The organism is Flavobacterium salmonis (assembly GCF_903819435.1).
GTDB classification, from domain to species: Bacteria; Bacteroidota; Bacteroidia; order Flavobacteriales; family Flavobacteriaceae; genus Flavobacterium; species Flavobacterium chungangense.
Genome location: NZ_CAIJDP010000090.1, coordinates 114,368 through 134,306, shown reverse-complemented (window position 1 = coordinate 134,306; position 19,939 = coordinate 114,368). Strand labels below are relative to the sequence as shown.

General features: G+C 30.6%; 18 protein-coding genes. 10 read left to right on the top strand and 8 right to left on the bottom strand.

The window, feature by feature from the left end:
* The first annotated feature begins 175 nt into the window (after positions 1–175).
* Positions 176–1,327 (top strand): glycosyltransferase family 4 protein, encoded by a 1,152-nt coding sequence (locus tag FLACHUCJ7_RS24240; protein ID WP_078229603.1) that lies wholly within the window; start codon positions 176–178, stop codon positions 1,325–1,327.
* Positions 1,293–2,174, top strand: a complete 882-nt coding sequence (locus FLACHUCJ7_RS24235; protein ID WP_180910849.1) for an ATP-grasp fold amidoligase family protein — start codon at positions 1,293–1,295, stop codon at positions 2,172–2,174. The genes FLACHUCJ7_RS24240 and FLACHUCJ7_RS24235 overlap by 35 nt, the downstream gene beginning before the upstream one ends.
* Here the strand turns inward: FLACHUCJ7_RS24235 and FLACHUCJ7_RS24230 are convergent.
* Positions 2,158–2,877, bottom strand: a complete 720-nt coding sequence (locus tag FLACHUCJ7_RS24230) for an adenine nucleotide alpha hydrolase family protein (RefSeq protein ID WP_180910848.1) — start codon at positions 2,875–2,877, stop codon at positions 2,158–2,160. The genes FLACHUCJ7_RS24235 and FLACHUCJ7_RS24230 overlap by 17 nt on opposite strands.
* A 341-nt stretch (positions 2,878–3,218) precedes the next feature.
* Here FLACHUCJ7_RS24230 and FLACHUCJ7_RS24225 point away from each other — a divergent pair, with 341 nt between their 5' ends.
* Positions 3,219–4,433: a glycosyltransferase gene (locus tag FLACHUCJ7_RS24225; protein WP_078229600.1), complete on the top strand. Its 1,215-nt coding sequence runs from the start codon at positions 3,219–3,221 to the stop codon at positions 4,431–4,433.
* Here FLACHUCJ7_RS24225 and FLACHUCJ7_RS24220 read toward each other — a convergent pair whose 3' ends face one another.
* From FLACHUCJ7_RS24220 to FLACHUCJ7_RS24205, 4 genes are all read right to left on the bottom strand, one after another.
* A complete protein-coding gene (locus FLACHUCJ7_RS24220; RefSeq protein ID WP_180910847.1) occupies positions 4,434–5,384 on the bottom strand; it encodes a CgeB family protein in 951 nt (316 codons plus the stop codon).
* A 16-nt stretch (positions 5,385–5,400) separates the two neighbouring features.
* The gene (locus FLACHUCJ7_RS24215) at positions 5,401–6,366 is read right to left on the bottom strand and encodes a hypothetical protein (RefSeq protein ID WP_180910846.1); all 966 of its coding nucleotides are present in this window, start codon (positions 6,364–6,366) and stop codon (positions 5,401–5,403) included.
* Between the two features lie 3 nt (positions 6,367–6,369).
* Positions 6,370–7,329, bottom strand: a complete 960-nt coding sequence (locus tag FLACHUCJ7_RS24210; RefSeq protein ID WP_123922080.1) for a hypothetical protein — start codon at positions 7,327–7,329, stop codon at positions 6,370–6,372.
* 293 nt (positions 7,330–7,622) lie between these two features.
* Positions 7,623–8,465, bottom strand: coding sequence for a glycosyltransferase (locus FLACHUCJ7_RS24205; RefSeq protein WP_180910845.1), 843 nt, complete (start codon positions 8,463–8,465; stop codon positions 7,623–7,625).
* A gap of 108 nt (positions 8,466–8,573) precedes the next feature.
* On the opposite strand from FLACHUCJ7_RS24205, the gene FLACHUCJ7_RS24200 reads away from it, so the two are divergent.
* From FLACHUCJ7_RS24200 to FLACHUCJ7_RS24190, 3 genes are all read left to right on the top strand, one after another.
* The gene (locus FLACHUCJ7_RS24200) at positions 8,574–9,335 is read left to right on the top strand and encodes a hypothetical protein (protein WP_031454833.1); all 762 of its coding nucleotides are present in this window, start codon (positions 8,574–8,576) and stop codon (positions 9,333–9,335) included.
* A gap of 149 nt (positions 9,336–9,484) precedes the next feature.
* Positions 9,485–10,294: a glycosyltransferase family 2 protein gene (locus tag FLACHUCJ7_RS24195; protein ID WP_031454832.1), complete on the top strand. Its 810-nt coding sequence runs from the start codon at positions 9,485–9,487 to the stop codon at positions 10,292–10,294.
* Positions 10,295–10,304: 10 nt separating this feature from the next.
* The gene (locus tag FLACHUCJ7_RS24190) at positions 10,305–11,249 is read left to right on the top strand and encodes an NAD-dependent epimerase/dehydratase family protein (RefSeq protein ID WP_180910844.1); all 945 of its coding nucleotides are present in this window, start codon (positions 10,305–10,307) and stop codon (positions 11,247–11,249) included.
* On the opposite strand, the gene FLACHUCJ7_RS24185 is transcribed toward FLACHUCJ7_RS24190, so the two are convergent.
* Positions 11,239–12,288, bottom strand: coding sequence for a glycosyltransferase family 9 protein (locus tag FLACHUCJ7_RS24185; RefSeq protein WP_180910843.1), 1,050 nt, complete (start codon positions 12,286–12,288; stop codon positions 11,239–11,241). The genes FLACHUCJ7_RS24190 and FLACHUCJ7_RS24185 overlap by 11 nt on opposite strands.
* Positions 12,289–12,409: 121 nt before the next feature.
* A complete protein-coding gene (locus tag FLACHUCJ7_RS24180; RefSeq protein WP_180910842.1) occupies positions 12,410–13,225 on the bottom strand; it encodes a 2,3,4,5-tetrahydropyridine-2,6-dicarboxylate N-succinyltransferase in 816 nt (271 codons plus the stop codon).
* A gap of 264 nt (positions 13,226–13,489) precedes the next feature.
* Between FLACHUCJ7_RS24180 and FLACHUCJ7_RS24175 the strand changes: the two genes are divergently transcribed.
* The 4 genes from FLACHUCJ7_RS24175 (at position 13,490) to FLACHUCJ7_RS24160 (ending at position 17,615) form a co-directional block, all read left to right on the top strand.
* Positions 13,490–14,116, top strand: coding sequence for a PAS domain-containing protein (locus tag FLACHUCJ7_RS24175; RefSeq protein ID WP_180910841.1), 627 nt, complete (start codon positions 13,490–13,492; stop codon positions 14,114–14,116).
* Between the two features lie 153 nt (positions 14,117–14,269).
* Positions 14,270–15,013, top strand: coding sequence for a class I SAM-dependent methyltransferase (locus FLACHUCJ7_RS24170; RefSeq protein ID WP_078229590.1), 744 nt, complete (start codon positions 14,270–14,272; stop codon positions 15,011–15,013).
* A 566-nt stretch (positions 15,014–15,579) separates the two neighbouring features.
* On the top strand, positions 15,580–15,996 hold the full coding sequence (gene ruvX, locus FLACHUCJ7_RS24165) for a Holliday junction resolvase RuvX (protein WP_031454824.1): 417 nt from the start codon (positions 15,580–15,582) through the stop codon (positions 15,994–15,996).
* A 125-nt stretch (positions 15,997–16,121) separates the two neighbouring features.
* The gene (locus FLACHUCJ7_RS24160; protein WP_180910840.1) at positions 16,122–17,615 is read left to right on the top strand and encodes a malate:quinone oxidoreductase; all 1,494 of its coding nucleotides are present in this window, start codon (positions 16,122–16,124) and stop codon (positions 17,613–17,615) included.
* A 47-nt stretch (positions 17,616–17,662) separates the two neighbouring features.
* On the opposite strand, the gene FLACHUCJ7_RS24155 is transcribed toward FLACHUCJ7_RS24160, so the two are convergent.
* Positions 17,663–19,885: an FUSC family protein gene (locus FLACHUCJ7_RS24155; RefSeq protein ID WP_078229587.1), complete on the bottom strand. Its 2,223-nt coding sequence runs from the start codon at positions 19,883–19,885 to the stop codon at positions 17,663–17,665.
* Positions 19,886–19,939 lie beyond the last annotated feature (54 nt).

The following is a 19,939-nucleotide window of genomic DNA, read 5'->3' as shown; positions in this document are numbered from 1 at the left end:
ATATTTGCAAAAAATAGGGCTTATTTTCTTGTTTAAAGACTGTTAAAATTTAACAAAATAAAGAAGTAGGTTTTTACTGCCAATAAGCAAAGGTCGAATTTTTATAATAAACAAATTGCATTATAATAACTATTGTGGGGAATAATAAATTTAATGATTTTAGTTTAAAGATAAAATGAGGTTAATACAGGTTACTGTTTCAAAAGGCTGGCGAGGGCACGAACAAAAAATCATATATTTATATGAAGCATTTAAAGAGTATGGGTATGTTAAGGAGCAATGGATTATTTGTCCTGAAGACTCTCAAACCTTTAAAGTTGCAACTCAAAAAGGAATGAATGTTATTCCATTAAACAGTAAGTCAGAATATGATTTAAAGTATGCAAAACAGTTTTCAAGAATTGCAAAAGAGTTAAATGCAGATTTAGTTTTTATACACAATAGTCAGGCACATACATTAATGGTGTTTTCATCATTAATCTTTGGATTAAAATTGCCTTTGGTTTTATGCAGAACTTTAATAAAACGTGTTGATACTAATTTTTTTAGAAAATGGAAATATAACTATAGTGGGATTAAAAAAATTATATGCGTTTCTTACCCGGTAGTTAATATTTTAAAATATGCAGTTAAGGATCATAGTAAATTATGTGTAGTTGGAAGTGTAACAGATCTGAAAAAATTTAAGAAAACTCAAAAAACAGGATTTCTACACAAACAATATGCTATTCCGTCAAATTATAAGATTATTGGTAATATTGCAGCTTTTTCAGGCTTTAAAGACCATGTGACATGGGTGAATACTGTTGCTGAATTGGTGAAAAGAGGTATTAAAGCAAAATATATTTTAGTCGGAGAAGGTCCGTTAGAAACACAAATAAAGAATCAAATTTCGGATTTAGGTTTAGAAAATGAAATTATTATGACAGGTTTCAGAAATGATATTCCTGAAATTTTGCCAGAGTTTGATTTGTTTTTATTTACCTCAAATAATGAGCCTACAGGAGGTGTTCTTTTAGAATCGTATGCTTGTAAAATACCTATTGTTGCCGCAAATGCAGGAGGAATTCCAGAAGTTGTTATTGATAATGAAACTGGTTTGCTGGCAGAAGTTGGAAATCCAATATCTTTTGCAGATAAAGTAGAACAAATGTTAAGTGATGAAAACTTACAGCAAAAATGTAGAGTAAATGGAAGGAATTATTTAATTGAAAACTTTACAAAAGAAGTTATTGCAAAAAAAATGATTAATGAACTCAATGAAGTTCTACAAAAAAATAAAAGGATTGAAATTGAAATTAAACGACTTTATACTCAGAAAATATAATCAGACGAGACATACTTTATTAAAGAGATATTCTGATGACGATGCAGAAATAACAAGAGCAAAATATTTTTGTAAAAATAAAAAAGTACTGAATTTAGAAACTCCTAAGGAGTTTATGGAAAAAATTCAATGGCTGAAATTGTATTATTATAAAGAAGAGTATAGTCAATATGTTGATAAATATGCGGTACGCTCTTTTGTTGAAGCAAAAATAGGAAAAGAATATCTAAATGAAATAATTGGAATATTCGAAGCAGTAGAAGAAATTGATTTTGAGAATTTACCGCAACAATATGCTATAAGAGGAACTCACGGTTCAGGATATAATGTCATCGTGAAAAATGCTTCCTCAATCAATAGCAGTGATGTAAAAATTAAAATCGGATCTTTTCTAAAAAGTAATTATTATACTAAATACAGAGAGACAATTTATAAAGGGATAAAACCCAGGATTTTAATTGAAAAATATATTTCAAATTGTGAGAATGAATTAATTGATTATAAATTTTACTGCTTTCATGGTCAGCCAAAATATATTCTGGTAAAAAAGACTGAAAATGGCAAGGAAAAGAAATGTTTTTATGATTTGAATTGGAAAAAGATCATTTCTAATGATGATGTTGATGGGCTAAAATCGGAAGTAGAGAAACCGGCTAATTTTAGCGAAATGCTAAAAATTGCCGGCATCTTATCTGATCAGTTTATTTTTGTTAGAGTAGATTTGTATTCTATAGATGATAAAATTCTGTTTGGTGAACTTACTTTTTTCCCAACAGGAGGTCATAAAAGGTTTACAATAGATTATTTAAATATCGAAATGGGAAATTTGATTAACTTGCCGGTTTAAACTCTCGCGAGAAAAATATTTTTATGTATCCTTTCATTCTGTTAATAGGGGGGATTCTAAAGCCCATTCGCTTTTTTATTACATTTATGCAGGGAGTACATTTACCGCAAGCCTTATTTTTTCTAGGTTTATGACAAAACCAGGTTAAGTACATTATGTTTTCCCATTTGTTTTTTTTTGCGATAACCAGCATGTCTCGTTTTGAAAGAGTGGAAACAGGAAAAGAAAAATATTTAAATATAGTACCTACCTTATTATATTTATCCTGGTCTTTTGTGTTTGTATCGGCTTTTATATAATTTGTCATTAAAAAATTAGTAAGTGAATCGTCCCTTAGGTTTTTATCATTACTTATTTCTACATTATTTAAATTGTGATTGTGACAAAATTGTGCCAGCCAACTGTATTGGCTTCCTAATTTTACAAATGAATTTATGTAATTAGAACTTTCTACTATTTCTTTATTGAGAGTAAGGTCTTCTTCAACATACCAAACAGGCAGTATTCGTTCAAAAGCTTCAGGATGTAATTCTTTTATCTTTTCCTGAATTTTTTTAATTCCTTCCAACTCAACCTTTAATGATCTTCGGGTTTTATCAATTATATATATGGGTTGTACATTTTCTTTTTCGATTAAAATTATTTGAAGAAGTCTAAAAGTAGAATCCCATCCACTGGTCCAGAGTAAATTATGTGTAGACATTTTTAATAGTAATGTTAATTGTATGAATAAAATTTTAAGTTGTAAATGTAATATTTACAATCTAAAATAAAAATTATTAAAAATAGTGATTTGAATGTTATTTGTTTCTTTAGATTAGAATCCCTCTTTAATCCTGCCAATTAATGAGGGATTCTAATCTAAAAATAAGTTTTGAAATATATTACTTTTTTAGGATGAGACACTAAAAAGAATTATTTTTACTACTTAATTTAGGTCATGATGTTTAAAAGAATTTGTTATTAAACGATGAGCTTAAACTATTAATTAACTGATGTTTTAATGAAAATCATATTTCATCAATCAAACGAATTTTTTATAAAATGTATAAAGCCATTAAATTATATTTCAGATTAAAAAAAATAGCTCGTAAATTAAAAAAGGAAGGAAAGAAAATTGATTTTTTGAATCAGTTAAAATATGATTCATACGTTTTAATTGTTGATGTTAAAATACCGGAGTTTAATAAAGATTCTGGTTCACGAAGGTTAACAGAAATTATTAAATTACTTTTAAACAATAATATTGGAGTTTTTTTATTGGCTGATTTTAAAGAATATCGTTATAAATCTGATTATATTGATATTTTTAAAGAAATGGGCGTTGTAGTTTATGAACCGGCTGTTGATCATAACGGAAAATTAATTACGAAAAATGATTTTTTAAAACTAATACTTCCAAAAGTAAGTTTTGCCTGGCTGCATCGACCTGAAATTTTTGAAAAATATTACCCTTTAGTTAAAAGTTACAAACCGGAAACGAAGGTGTTTTTTGATATGGTCGATTTTCATTATTTAAGATTTAAAAGAGAATCTGAATTAATGAACGAGCCTAAAATTATGGAGGTTGCGAATAAGTATTTAAATTTAGAATTGGACAACTGCACTAAAGCGGATAAGATTATTGTAATTTCTGATTTAGAAGGGAAGACCTTAAAAGAATATTATAATGAGGAATCTAAAATAATTACGATTGGAAATATTCATCAGTATATAAAAAATGAAAAATCACCTTCATTTGAAGACCGAAAAGACTTATTGTTTATTGGGGGCTTTGATCACAAACCAAATGTAGATGCAGTAGAATATCTTCATGAGGAAATTATGCCTTTATTGTGGAAATCCAAACCCGAAATTACCATTTCAATAATTGGAAGTAATCCACAGGATTCGATTTTAAAATTACATTCTGATAAATTTAAAATAATTGGTTATGTAAAAGATGTATCTCCTTATTTTTTGAATTCCAGAATTTTTGTAGCTCCGTTGCGTTATGGTGCCGGAATAAAAGGTAAAATAGGACAAAGCATAGAATTTGGTCTTCCGCTGGTTACTACAAATATTGGTGCAGAAGGTTTTGATTTTGGAGAAAACATCCAATATATTGTTGCAAATACAAACAAAGAAATTGTAGATAATATTCTTTTATTATATCAAAATAAGGAAATTTGGAACACTATAAGTTCCGGTTCTGAAAAAGTGATTGAACCTTTTTCATCTCAAACAATTGAACAACGGATATTAAGTTTAGTAAAATAATTATTTAAGCTTAAAAACAGTATCTACCCAGTTTTCAATAGTGTATTTATAGTAAATAGTATCACTTAAGGGTTCGTACAGACTAGTAAGAAAATCTGGATTTACATTTATTTCAGCATTTTCATCAAGTACTAAGATATTGTTGGGGTTATAAAAATCATACTCTTTTATTGATGTATTCGTCGTAATGATTTTTCGCTGCATAGCCAATGCTTCAAAAATCCTGAAACTTAATCCGTTATGGTCTTTGCGTATTAAATCAAGAAATATTTTTGAGTTTTCAAAGTCCTCAAGTAAATCTTCAGGAAGAAGTGTTCTTCTTGAATAGATAATATCTGTATTGCTGTTTTTAGGAAGTTTTTTACCAACAGCAATAAATTTAAAGGGGATGCCGTGATTAGAAAGATAATCAGCCAGTTTATTTAAAAATTCAAAACGCTCATCGATTGAAATTACAATAAAAATGTTATCATTTGTACGGATGATATCCTTTTTCTTCATGTAGATGTAATTAGAGATAAAAGTGAAATTATACTTTTGAACATCAACTAAATCAAATGAAAATATTTCATCAAATAGGCCGTCAAGTAAATGGCCGATAGGAAACCTTCTACAGCTGTCATAAATGTAGGTAAGATATTTATCTGTTTGCTTTTTTATCTCTAAATGAGTTTTTCTGCTTATTTTATCCGGTCTTATGAACAAAATGGCATCCTGATATCCTAATTTTTTGATTTGTTTTAGAATATAGTCTTCTTGTGCTTCGTGTTTTTTGTTTCTTTTGAAAAATAATTTAGTTAAAGTATTTCCAACTCTGTCAAAAACCGATTTGTATTTGTACTTAAACTTTGATACATCGATATGATTTGTTTCTATATTTCTTTTTTTTAATTCAATTACGATATTATGGTCGAAATAAGTAGAATCAAAACTAATCAAACATATTTTCATGGTAGTACGGCTTTAATTATGCTTTTTCAAAAAGCATTTTTGTGTTTTCAATCATACGTGCTTTTTCATTCATAACAAATAATCTGAAATCTGAAAACTCAGTAAAAACTTCTGCATAATTAGTCATTAGATGATTAATAAGTTTTACAACGTTTTCAGGCTGCATTTCATTTTCATGTAATTTGTATTTTTCCGGTATTCCTAAATCTTCTTTAAAAGCAGAAGTTCCATCGCGGCCTGTTAATAAACAAACGCCTGAAACAAGTGCTTCTCTCGGAATTTTGTCACGACCTGGAAAATAACCAAAATCAATATGAAGTTTTGCTTTTCTCAAAGTATCTCTCATTTCTTCTCTGGACATTCCAGATAGGGGCTGCCATTTATATTGAGGCAAAAGCATCATGTATTTTTCAATCTTTTCGAGTCCTTTTTTTGGATTATAAGTAATAATATTTTCTTTTTGAAAAGATTCTGGCAAGTTATCAAAGAAAAGCTCATTGACATAATCACATAAGTAAGCGATTTTGTTACCCAGTTTTTTAGTCAGTAAAAACTCTTTAGTTCTCTGAGACTGATACCAGTGTGTTACATTTTGGTTAGGTTCAAAGCGATATTCTGTATGTTTATAAGGAACAATCAATTTTCTGATCCAGTTTTTTTTCTTCTCCCTGCTGTTCATCAACATTTCATAGAAATCAAGGCTCAGCCACCATATTTTTTTTTGCGATAATGGGTATTTAGCAATAAGGTTTGTCATCGACTCAGGAATAATAATAACGTTATTAATGCTGTCTTTTACTTTCATTACATAAGGAACATTGTAATCTTTATAAAAAGGATGTACAGGATCTTTTTTATACTTTGAGTACAGCATTTTAGCATTATAGCCTAATGAATTTAAAATATAACCTAACTGGTGTAATGCTTCCGGTCCTCCTGTCGCTTTTTTGGGAGGGCAAATAATATATATGTTTTGTGTCATAAACTATCTAAGGGCGCTATAAACCACATTATTGATCCATCCATCCATAGTATATTTGTTAAAAATGGCATCGGGTATTTTTTCATATTCTTTTTCAAAAAATGAAACAGGAACATCAGGATTTTTTTCGTCAATTACTAAAATATTATTCGGATTATAAAAATCATAATTTTTAATATCTGAATTTGTAGTTATGAGCTTTTTGTTGAGACCTAAACTTTCAAAGACTCTAAAAGTTAATCCGTTTTGATTTTTCCGGTTAATATCCAGTAGAACCTGAGAGCGGTTTATATGTTTGTTTATTTCTGTTAAAGGTATCGGATTAGTAATGAATTCCATTGTTGAAATTCGTTTTTTTACTTTCTTGTTGTAAACAAATATTTTATGACTGATTTTTTTTGATTCAAGATCAGTAGCAATTTTAGAAAGAACCGAAAGTCTGTTGTCTTTTGAGATAATATTAAAAACCTTCTGTTCAATAGGACTTTCATTGTTTTCTGGTGCTGAGTTATAAATCCAGTTTGTAGCAAATTTTAGATGATATTTTTCACAATCTTCTTTTTCGAAAGAAAAGACTTCGTCAAAATAAGGAATAACACGTACTATTTTAGGGCATCGAATAGTATTGTCGTTAAAATAAGCAAATGTTTTCTTTGCATATTTTTTTAATTCCATAATGCTTTTAGGGTCAATAAAATCTCCCTTAATCACTAATATCACATCTTGTAGAGAATCATTTTCCCTTAATGTCTCAATGATTTTTTTGCCAAAATGTATTCGTTTTAGATTCTTTTTTAAAAATGTTTTTAAGAATAAATTATATCCTCTGTGAAAAAAATTAGGGTATTTATACGTGAAATCATTAAAGTTAATATGTTGCACATCATGCCCTTTCTCTTCCAGTGCCGTTACGAGGTGTTTGTTGAAACCCCAATTATCAAGGCTTATTATGGTAATACGCATAAATTGTTTTTTTTTGAATCCCTACTTACATAATAAACTGAAACACTTAAAATGACAATTTATTATAAAGATCCTTTTGTTTTGTAAGTTTTTATATGAAAAGAAGCTGTGTTAAGTAATTTTATGATTAACCAGCGCTTTATTTCATAGATGAGTAAAAATTACAATAGTTGCGTATCACGAGTATTAAATTATAGGTATTTATCTACTTAATTGAAGTATAAAAAAAAGCCATCTCTGAAATTTGATGGCTTTGTGTTGAAAATCAGGAATGTATATGTAACAGATGACTTTTATTTTATTTTATAAAGTCCAATTGCTTTTTTTATTTTTTTACTAAATAAAACCATTTTAACATACATCCTATTTTTTAAACTCAAAAAATACCAGTCTTTATAGGGGATGATTTTTTGGGTTATTAAATGATCTAACTCTTGAGACACAATAAACTCATTTTTTATATTCTGCCATTTTACATTATCATAACCATCAAATTCATTTACTTTATTTTTTTCATGAATGATAGACATCCACAGTCTTTTATCTGTTACCTGAATAATTCTGCTTTCTTTTTTCCACTGCGTATGATCGTTAAACCAAACCGTTTTTGGGTTTTCATTTTTTTCAATTAAACTAATAAAAGGATTGAAAATATGTTCTTTTTTTCCTAAAATATAAGTTGGCTTTATTTGAAGTGAATAGCCTTTAATAACATCGATAGCAAGAAAATCCTGAGAAGCAAATTTTTTCTGAACTTCATCAATAAAGATACTGCTAATAACATCGTCATTATCAATTCTGGAAGTGATCAGGTAAAGTTTGTTATTGGTAATAGCTTTTTGAATTTCGGGATAAAATTCATTCATACCATTAATAAAAAACAGTTTGATATTCTCTGTATCCGACGTTAAATCAATTATTTTGGTTTTATATTTTTCTGCTGTTGTAGTATCGAGATAGATCAGCCATGTAAAGTTTTTATTGGTCTGCGATTTTACAGATGGCAGGCAAAAATTTTCAAAAAGCCACATCCTGTCTTCCATCCAGTCGTCAGTAAGGAGCTCTTCGTTGTTTTTGGTTACATCCCAATTAGGATTTTTAAGATTAAATCGGGTAATGAGATAATGTTCGAACATCTGTGATTTTTTATTAAATACTAAATAACTTTTGTGTAAAAATAAATTAATTATTTGAAGAGTAAAATTCAAATCGCTACTTTTGTAAAAAACATAAAACTTGATTAAATGCATGAAGTTTATCATCATAATTTTCTAAGCAAAAAAGCAGAAATAAAAGATGCTGTAGAGAATTATGAAACAAAAGGGACGCTGTTTGTTGATGGAAAGAGAAATAAAATAAAAACGTTTGATTTAGGTGATGTAATACTAAACGTGAAATCTTTTAAAATTCCGAATCTTGTAAACAAAATAGTATATGCTTTTTTCAGACCTTCAAAAGCACGTCGTTCATATGAATTTGCAAATATACTTATCGAAAAAGAAATAGGTACTCCGTTGCCGATTGCGTATTTTGAAAATTTTAAGGGTGTCCTTTTAGATAGTTACTATGTTTGCGAACAAATTTATCCTGATTTGACTTTCAGGGAATTGACTAACGATTTTGATTACCCTGAACATGAAAAAATTTTAAGACAGTTTACAAAATTTACATTTAATCTGCATCAAAACGGTATTGAGTTTTTGGATCATACTCCGGGAAATACTTTGATTAAAAAAAATCCTTCGGGTTCTTATTCCTTTTATTTAGTGGATCTGAACAGAATGAAATTTCATAAAGAAATGAATTTGAATGAGCGAATTCTGAATTTTTCGAAATTAACTCCAAACAGGAAAATTGTTGAAGTAATGAGTGATGAGTATGCAAAACTTTATGGTGCTTCGTACAATGACGTTTTAAAAATAATGGTTGCAGGTACAGAATCTTTCAGAGATAAGTTTCATCGAAAAAGACGCATCAAAAAAACACTGAAATTTTGGAAAAAATAATTTTCAAAATTACCGATAAAGCAAACGAAAGAATTATTCTAAGAATCCGAATTTCTATAATACCTTTGCTGAAAAATAGTAATTAAAAAGAGAAAAGCTTGAATTAAGGTTTTTATTAATGGCTCTCCAAAGTATTTAAAAAATATAAAATGAAAATATCTGTAATAGTTAGTACATATAATGCAGAAGAATGGTTAGAAAAAGTTCTGATTGGTTACAGCGTTCAGACTACAAAAGATTTTGAATTAATTATTGCTGATGATGGCTCACGTCCCTCAACCACTGAATTAATTAATAAATACAAAAGCAATTACCCGGTTCCGATAATGCATCTTTGGCATGAAGATGAAGGCTACAGACGACAAGAAATCCTTAATGTAGCCATTGTTAAGGCAAATTATGATTTTATTTTAATGACCGATGGAGATTGTATCCCGAGAAAAGATTTTGTACAGGTTCATGCAGAATTAGCACAAAAAGGAACATTTCTTTCAGGCGGATACTGCAAACTATCAATGAAAGTTAGTAAGCTAATCACTAAAGAGGATATTGAAAACGGCAATTGTTTTGATGTAAAATGGCTAAAAAAACAAGATAAATTAGGGTTTTCTCAAACATTGAAGTTGTCTGCTGGAAAATTATTAGCATCAATTCTAGATTCAATTACGCCAACAACTCCATCATTTAATAACTGTAATTCATCTGGTTTTAAGGAGGATATGATTGCAATTAATGGTTATGATGAAAGAATGAAATATGGAGGTCCTGACAGAGAATTTGGAGAACGTCTTGAGAATTTTGGTGTAAAAGGAAAACAAATCCGACATAAAGCAATAGTTTTGCACCTGGATCATGCACGTGGTTATAAAACTCCTGAATCTTTAGCCGCAAATTTGGCCATTAGAAAAGAAGTAAGAGATAAAAAAATAGTTTGGACACCTTACGGAATTGTAAAATAATTTATTGTAAATGAAAATATTAGTTACCGGAGCAGCAGGTTTTATAGCTTCACATCTTTGTGAAAAATTAGTTTCAATGGGTCATTTGGTCTTTGGAATTGATAATTTTAATGATTATTATGATGTAAAATTAAAAGAAATCAATGCTTCTGATTTGGTAAACAAAGGCGTTACTATTTTTCGGGAAGATTTAAATTCTGATTTAAAATCGGTTTTCGAAAACCAATATGATTATATTTTTCATTTAGCAGCACAGCCCGGAATTTCTGCTGAAACACCATTGCAGGAATATGTAGATAATAATATTTATGCAACACAAAATTTATTAGATTCTGTTGTAAAGTATAATCCGGATTTAAAATTATTTGTAAATATTGCTACATCATCGGTTTATGGAAAAGAAGCCACAGTAAATGAAATAGCTATCCCAAAACCGGCTTCTTATTATGGGGTTACGAAACTTGCAGCAGAACAATTAGTATTGAGTTTAAAAATTGAAGGCAAGATAAAGGCTTGTTCAGTAAGACTTTATTCTGTTTATGGCCCACGTGAACGTCCTGAGAAATTATATACTAAACTGATTGAAAATTTATATTATGATAAACCTTTTCCACTTTTTGAAGGCAGTATTTACCATGAACGCAGCTTTACCTATGTAGGCGATATCGTTGAAGGACTGGCAGCTATCATTGGGAAAGAAGAGTTGGTAAACGGTGAAATTATAAACCTTGGAACAGACGAAGTAAATACTACACAAGAAGGAATTACAGCTGTTGAGGAAATTATGAATAAAAAATTAATTATTGATCACCACCCACCAAGAAAAGGCGATCAGTTAAAAACGGCTGCAATAATTGATAAAGCAAGGACTTTATTGAATTACAATCCAAAAGTGAGTTTGAAACAAGGTTTACAGGAGCAGGTAAATTGGTATTTTGAGAAATTTATAAACTAATTCGTTTCACAAATTCCTGTAAAGATCCTTTGTATAAATTACTATCAAATTTATTATAAAGTTCTAATGATTTACTCTTAAACTCTTTTGGATGCTTGTTTTCGTATATATCCGGAAAAAAGTCTTTCAGGTGTACTGCGATATGATTTTCTTTATCGCTCAACATGTTCCAGGACGATTTGTTTATCCATGGACTAAAAATAGTAAAGGTTTTGATATTGAGTGCTTTTGCCATGTTTACAGCGCCACCCTCATTTCCAATTAAGGCATCGCATTGTGATAAAACGGCAAGAAATGCGCGTAAACTTTTAGTGTAAAAATCAAATACAATTCTTTGTTGTGTTTGTGTTTTACATAAATCATAAATAATTTTTGCTTCTTCTTCCTGATCAGGCATAAAATTAAAAAGTAGCTGAACGTCTTGCTCTGCAATAATGTCAAGAGTTTCGGCCATTTTTTCAGGAGGCAGGCTTTTGCTTTTCCCACTTCCTAAAACACTTATCATAATGATTTTTAATGCAGGGTTCAATCGTTCCTTAATTGCGGTTTTTGCCTGATTTATTTCGGTATGGGTCAAATAAATTTTAGGAAATATTATTTCAGTTTTAACTTTTAATAAAGCTTCGACTAGTTGTAGTCGATGGTAAACAGCTGAACCTTCGACATTTTTTTTCTGAATTACAGTAATAGTAAACAACAGCGAAGTATACCATTTTTTAAACCCAATTCTAATTTTTGCGCCAGAGAAATATGCCGGTAAGATACTTTCCCATTTTCCGTAAGCATCAATTACTGCGTCATATTTTTCTGGAGCTAAACTGGATCCAAAAGAAATTAGCTTAAATAAACCTTTGTGTTTTTGAGGTTCAAAAAAAACGATTTTATCAATAAATGGATTGTTTTCTACAACCGCTAAAGTATTGGGTTGAATCATGTAATGAATTTTCCAGTCTGGCTGGTGTTTTTTGATAGTTTCACAAATGACAGTACTTGTTAACACGTCACCAATCATTTTATTTTGAATTACAAGCACCTTCATATATTGAATTCTTTTTAGTTAAGTACAAATTGCTGCAAAAATAGAAATAGTTTTTAAAATAAAAATTCCAAACTCCAATCAGCAGTTTGGAATTTGGAATTTAAAATATTTTAGTCTTAAATTATACGGCTACGTCATATTCGCGTAACGCATTATTTAATGAAGTTTTCAAATCTGTAGATGGTTTACGGGTACCAATAATTAAAGCACATGGAACCTGAAAATCACCTGCAGCGAATTTTTTAGTATAACTTCCAGGAATTACAACAGAACGTGCTGGTACAAAACCTTTCATTTCTAGAGGAGTTTCTCCCGTAACATCAATAATTTTAGTAGAAGCAGTCAAACATACATTTGCACCCAAAACAGCTTCTTTTCCTACGTGAACACCTTCTACAACAATACAGCGTGAGCCTACAAAAACACCATCTTCAATGATAACAGGAGCTGCTTGTAATGGCTCTAAAACGCCTCCAATACCAACACCGCCGCTTAAGTGTACATCTTTACCAATTTGTGCACAGCTGCCAACAGTAGCCCATGTGTCAACCATAGTTCCGGCATCAACATAAGCACCAATGTTTACATAACTAGGCATCATAATTACACCGCTTGAAATAAATGAACCGTAACGTGCAGAAGCTCCGGGAACTACACGAACACCTTTTTCAGCGTAATCTCTTTTTAACAACATTTTGTCGTTGTATTCGAAGATTCCAGCTTCTAAGGTTTCCATTTTTTGGATAGGGAAATACATTACAACAGCTTTTTTTACCCATTCGTTAACCTGCCATCCGTCACCTTTTGGTTCAGCAACACGAAGTTTTCCTGAATCTAATAATTCGATAACTTCTCTGATCGCATTAGTAGTTGTTTCTTCTTGTAATAAAGCTCTGTTTTCCCAAGCTTGTTCAATTATAGTTTGTAAAGAATTCATAAATTTAAATTTTTGGCAAAGATAGAGTATTTGTATAAAATCAAAAAGGTAAATCAATTTGAAAGTGTTATAAATATAACTTTTTGTTTTTAATTTGATAAATTCTGTTTTGTCTGAATGAGATCTGAAAATGATAATTATTTAATGTTTATTATATGATAAAAATCAGATTTGGTGATTTTTGTTCTTATTAGTTTTGCAGCACAATTCCTGATAAAAGAAAAGGAATTGAAATAATTTAAACAATCATTATAGTAAGTCAATATGAATCAGGAAAATCAGCTTCAAAACCGAATTGCAGTTATTGATAAAGAAGTCACGTGGGACAAAACACAAGTAATTATGAGTAAAACAAATGCTTTTGGTATTATAGAATATGCCAATGAAGTTTTTGTAGATGTTTCTGGTTATGAAGATTATGAACTAATGGGACAACCGCATAATATTATACGTCATCCCGATATGCCAAGAGTAATTTTCAAAGTGCTTTGGGAAAATCTGAAGCAAGGAAAAAACTTTCATGCAATTGTGAAAAACTTAGCTAAATCAGGAAGATATTACTGGGTAATTACAGATTTTGAAATTGCAAGAGATGAAAATGGAGTGATTGTGAATTATTTTGGAAGAAGACAATCCGTTCCTCAGGAGGTTATTTCTTTGCATATTGAGCCGCTTTATAAAAAGTTACTTCAAATTGAAGCAGCGAGCGGCGTTGAATTTAGTGAAAAATACCTGATTGGCTTTCTTGAAGAAAAAAAGAGAAGTTATGTTGAATATATTAAGGAGTTGATTTATGAACATGAAAAAGCGCAGTCAAAATTTGCCAATTACGAAATGAAATCAGAAGATGAAGAAGAGAAAGGTTTTTTTTCCAGATTATTCGGTAGATAATGCTACTTTATAATAAATTTTTAGTTGTTTTAAATTTGGTTAAAATCCGTTTTGAATTTTTCAGAACGGATTTTTTGCAGTTTAGGCGGTTTTATAAAAAGAGGGCTAAAATAAAAGTTATACCTTTAGGATATTGATTTAAAATTCATATTTATGAAAGATAATTTTTCAAAACAGGCAGTGGATTATTCTAAATTTCGTCCTCAATATCCTGAGGAAATGATTCAATATATAATTTCGTTTGTTGATAATAAATCGACTGCTTTGGATCTGGCTACAGGAAACGGGCAGGTTGCCCATAAACTTTCGGCTTATTTTGATAAAGTATTTGCAACAGATATAAGCCAGAAGCAACTAGACAATGCTACTCTGGCTGATAATATAATGTATAGTAAAGGATCTGCTGAGAAAACTTCTTTCGGAAATCAGCAATTTGATTTGATTGTTGTGGCACAAGCTGTACACTGGTTTGATTTTGATCCATTTTATAAAGAAATTTACAGAATATTAAAACCGGAAGGCGTTTTTGCTGTCATGGGTTACGGATTATTTTCTACCAATCCGGATTCAGATAAAATCCTGAGACATTTTTATTATGATATTGTGGGATCTTATTGGGATGCTGAAAGAAGGTATCTGGATGAAAATTATGAAACGATTCCATTTCCGTTTGAAGAAATTCCGGCACAGAAATTTCAAAATGAATTTACATGGAGTTTAGAAATGCTTATCGGATATCTTCAAACATGGTCTTCTGTACAGCATTATATTTCAAAAAAGAATCAAAATCCAATAGATCTGATTTATGATGAATTGAAACTTTCCTGGAGAAATAATGATAAGAAAGTGAAATTTCCTTTATTGCTAAGAATTGGGAGGCTGAATAAAGAGAAATAAAGTTTGAAAAGTTTTATATTTGTAATTTAAAATAATGTTGAGGAGATAAAATTGCTAAGTATTACTGCTTATAACACGTTTCAAGCTTAATAATATTTTATCTGAAAAACAATTTCTAAATAAATGAGTTTAGGGGAAATTTATTTTTATACTTTAACAGGCTTTGTTTCTGTATTTAGTCTTTTTATTTATTTAGCATTTGAAGATATTAAGTTGTTTTCGATTTTTAAAAAGCTATTTTTAATTGGTCTTATAATTTTAATTATTGGTTTTTTTATAACATTATTTAATTTAAGCTATCTGTCAAAGTCTAAAACAATCTTTACATATGCTTTGCCATTATTTGTATTATTGACAAACAGAATATTATTTTGGATTAACAATGAAATTTTTGGAGAACCATTTATTTATTCTAAAAATGGATTTTTAAATGGTTTTTGGTATCATAATAGGGTAGAAGAAGAAAAGTTGACCTTAATTAAAAAGTTTTATTATACATATTTTACATTTCTGCATTTGTCTCAGATATTTCTTTATTCAACGTTGTTTTATAAAATTAATTAAAAATGCCCAGAATCCTTTCCATAGACTACGGACAAAAACGAACCGGAATCGCTGTTACTGATGAAATGCAGATTATAGCTTCGGGTTTAACCACGATTCCAACGAATACTTTAATAGATTTCCTAAAAGATTATTTTGCAAAAGAGAAGGTAGAAGCGGTTATAATTGGTGAGCCGAAACAAATGAATGGCCAGCCATCTGAAAGTGCATCCATCATAAAAGGTTTCGTAACTCATTTTTCTAATATTTTTCCGGAGATGAAAGTCGTTCGGGTAGATGAGCGTTTTACTTCAAAAATGGCTTTTCAGACAATGATCGATAGTGGACTAAGTAAAAAGCAGCGTCAGAACAAAGGACTGATTGATGAAATTTCCGCAACGATTATGCTTCAGGACTATCTTTCTTCTAATCGTTTTTAACTTTTGAGGCAATAAATTTCACTTTATTTAGAAAAAAATATGATTTTCTAACTTTTATCATGTCGAAAAACCTTTTTTTTTGAGATTATAAAAGGTAACTTTGCATTTTTAAATAAAATAGTGTTATGCCTGACAATACAATACGTTCCAATAGTGAAGTAGTGCTTATTGGAGCTGGAATTATGAGTGCTACTCTTGGGGTAATTTTAAAAGAATTACAACCTGATATAAAGATTGAAATTTACGAAAGATTAGACATCGCAGCAGCTGAAAGCTCTGATGCATGGAATAATGCCGGAACAGGGCATTCTGCTTTTTGTGAATTAAATTATACACCTGAAAAAGCTGATGGTTCTGTAGATCCTAAAAAAGCCATTAGCATTGCTGAAGCTTTTGAGGTTTCACGACAGTTTTGGTCTTATTTAGTAGAGCAAAATAAGGTACCATCACCTGAAAATTTTATCAAAAGTGTACCTCATATGAGTTTCGTTTGGGGTGATAAAAATGTTCAGTACTTAAAAACTCGTTATGAAGCTTTGCAGGCTAATCCATTATTTGCCGAAATGTTGTTTAGTACCGATTTTGAACAGCTAAAACAATGGATGCCTCTTGTAATGGAAGGAAGACAACCTGACGAAAAACTGGCAGCCACTACAATGGCCATTGGTACCGATGTAAATTTTGGTGCGTTGACCAGAAGTATGTTTAATTATTTAGAAAAATTAGACGGTGTGTCTTTGTACTTTAATCATGAGGTTCAAAAATTAAAACAACGTGATGATAAATCATGGAGAATTAAAATAACTGATTTAGGGTCTGGTCAAAAAAGAAAAGCATATACTAAATTTGTATTTATTGGTGCGGGTGGTGGCTCGTTGCCATTACTTGAAAAAGCAAATGTACCTGAAGGAGATGGTTATGGAGGTTTCCCGGTAAGTGGGCAATGGTTAAAATGTACAAATCCGGAAGTTATAGCCAAACATCAGGCAAAAGTATACGGAAAAGCAAGTGTTGGCGCTCCGCCAATGTCGGTTCCTCACATTGATACCCGTGTAATTGATGGTGAAAAAGCATTACTTTTTGGACCTTTCGCAGGATTTTCAACCCGTTTCTTAAAAAATGGATCTTATTTAGATTTACCATTATCTATAAAAGCAAACAACTTAATTCCGATGCTATCAGCGGGATTTAATAATATTCCGCTAACAAAATATTTAATTGAGCAGGTTCGTCAGTCTCCAAAAGACAGAATTAAGGCTTTACGTGAATATTTACCGTCTGCAAGATCTAAAGACTGGGTTCTTGAAAAAGCAGGTCAGCGTGTTCAGGTGATCAAAAAAGGTGAAAACGGAGGTGGGGTTTTAGAGTTTGGAACAGAAGTTATTAATACGCATGACGGAACATTGGCCGTTTTATTAGGAGCGTCTCCAGGAGCTTCTACGGCGGTTTCAATTATGGTTGATTTAATTGGAAGATGTTTTTCAGATCAAATTAAAACTCCGGAATGGGAAGCAAAATTAAAAAACATGATTCCTTCCTACGGGCAAACTTTAAACGATAAGCCAGAGCTTTTAACAGAAATCAGAAAACAAACTTCAGAAGTTTTAAAGTTAAAATAATCAGGTAAATTTTCTGTTTACTAAATATATTAACAAATCCAGATGAATTAATCTGGATTTGTTGCTTTAATCTCTTTTGTGATTTTTAATATTTTTTCGGATAAATTGCTCATCCAGATTAATTGCTCAATAACCAATTGAGCCTCCTGCATTTTTGCCTGCCTTGTTTCTTTGTCCAGTTCTTCATCTGTTGCTAAACGAGTGAAGTTTTTACGTTTCATTTCTTCAAATTGTAGTGTAACATCTTCTTTGTCAAAAAAAGTATCTGTTATAATAGTTTCGTTCCTTAAAATTGAAACGGCATTATCTAAATTTGAAAGAATAGTTTTTATGATATAGTTGAATGATTCTGATGCTGAAGTGGTTTGATGTAATTGAATATAGGTGGATAAAGAAGTTAACGAAGATAATAATGAATGGTTTAAAACGACCAGTTTGTTAACTTTAGGCAGTAATTTTTGTTTTGATTTTGGCTCTTGCATCATTCTCTGAAAAGAAGTCATTAAGTTTCCGATTTCAATAAAAGTGTGTTTTCTCGCTAGTCTGTATGAAGTGGGTACTTCGCCTTTTTTATTATAAAAATCTGCAATTTCCTTAAGATATACACGGTTGGCCCTAATCGAATTTTCAACATGTATCGGAGTATTAATAAATTCCCATGCCGGCCATAAAAATTGATTCGCTAAAAATGCCAAAATTGCTCCGGCCAGGGAATCCAGAATTCGAAACTGAATTACTTCAACTATATTTGGAACGAGAATACCATAAATGAAAACGACATACATCGTAACAAAAGTAGCACTGATCTTATAATTTTTTTGCGCGTACGATAACCCAAGAAGCATACAAACAATAGACAAAAGACTCAAAGCGAAATGATTCTGTATAAGTGAAACGATTCCAAACGCAAGTAATCCCCCTAAGATAGTTCCAAAAATACGATTATAAGAACGCTCTTTTGTAAGGCCATAACCCGGTCTCATAATTACAACGATTGTAAGCAAAATCCAATATACATTTTGAAACGGAAGAAATTTTCCAATAATAAAACCAATCAAAATGGTAATAGTCAGTCGCAGAGAATGTCTGAAAATGGATGAAGAAAAACTTAAATTTTCTGTCAGGGTGCGCAGGGGATAATATTGAGGTGTCAGGAATTTTTCTAATTCTTTATCCTTTTCTTTTAATTTATAAGACTGCATGGCAAGCGAAAATGCACGCTGTATGATTTTAATTTTTCCTACCTGATTTTTTGCATATTTCAGCATGTTGGTCAGCATTAGAACACCTTCTGCAGCATCTTCTTTTCCTAAGGTTTTTTCGTAATCAAAAATGGCAAATTCAAGAGCGTCAAGTTCATTTTTCAAATCATTTTTATCAATATATTTCGTGATGTGATGTACGTTTTTGGAAAGTTTTTTTAAAGTAGAAGCCAGCTTATAGGCCACATTTTGATAAGTTCGTAGAACATTTGGATGCTTGTCAAATTTTTCATGGAGTTTACTATGGTCAAAAGAAGTGTATAAGGCTAATTCCTGAATTTCAACCAAAGTAATAAAAACCAACAGCATTTTTCGGTTTTGACTGCTTCCTACCGTAGCAGTTTGGTTACCAAATAATACTTCACGTAAATCTTCATGAATCTGATTCAGTTCAACCTGAATGGTTAATTGTTTTTCGATGATTACTTTTCTGTCGGCTTCAGGATTCCATAAATCGCCTCTTAGTTTTAGATATTTTGCTGTTAATCGTATTCCGTCAGCAATTTGAAGTTCAATATATTTATAAGGCTGTGCAAAATGAAATAGCAGGGATACTATTAAATACAATATTCCTCCGGTAAAAATATAAGATGAATAGTATACAGCTTCCATCCCCTGATGCAAATGACCGAATGACAATGAAATAGAGAGTAAGGCCGAAAACGAAACCAAAGTTGCCCGCTGTCCATAAACCGAAATCATAGAGCATAAAAAAAGTAATATTGCCAGAAAGGGATAAAATAAGTAAGGAAATGGATAGGCCAGATTTACTAATAAATTCACTCCTGAAACAATAAATGAAGTAACAACTAATCCTTTTATTTTATGACTGAGCGTACTTGGAATGTCGCTGGGATAGGTGTAAAAAGCACCTAATGCAATGGTAAACCCAATTTCAAAATGTCCAAGAAAATTCAAAATTAAAACAGGCACTACTGATGCAATAGTTACTTTTGTGGCGTTTAAAAAGGAAGTACTGTTGGTAAATTTTGCAATACGATCTAGCATATAAATGGGTTTAAAGCAAAGGTAAGAATTGTACGAATCAATTTGGCATAATTA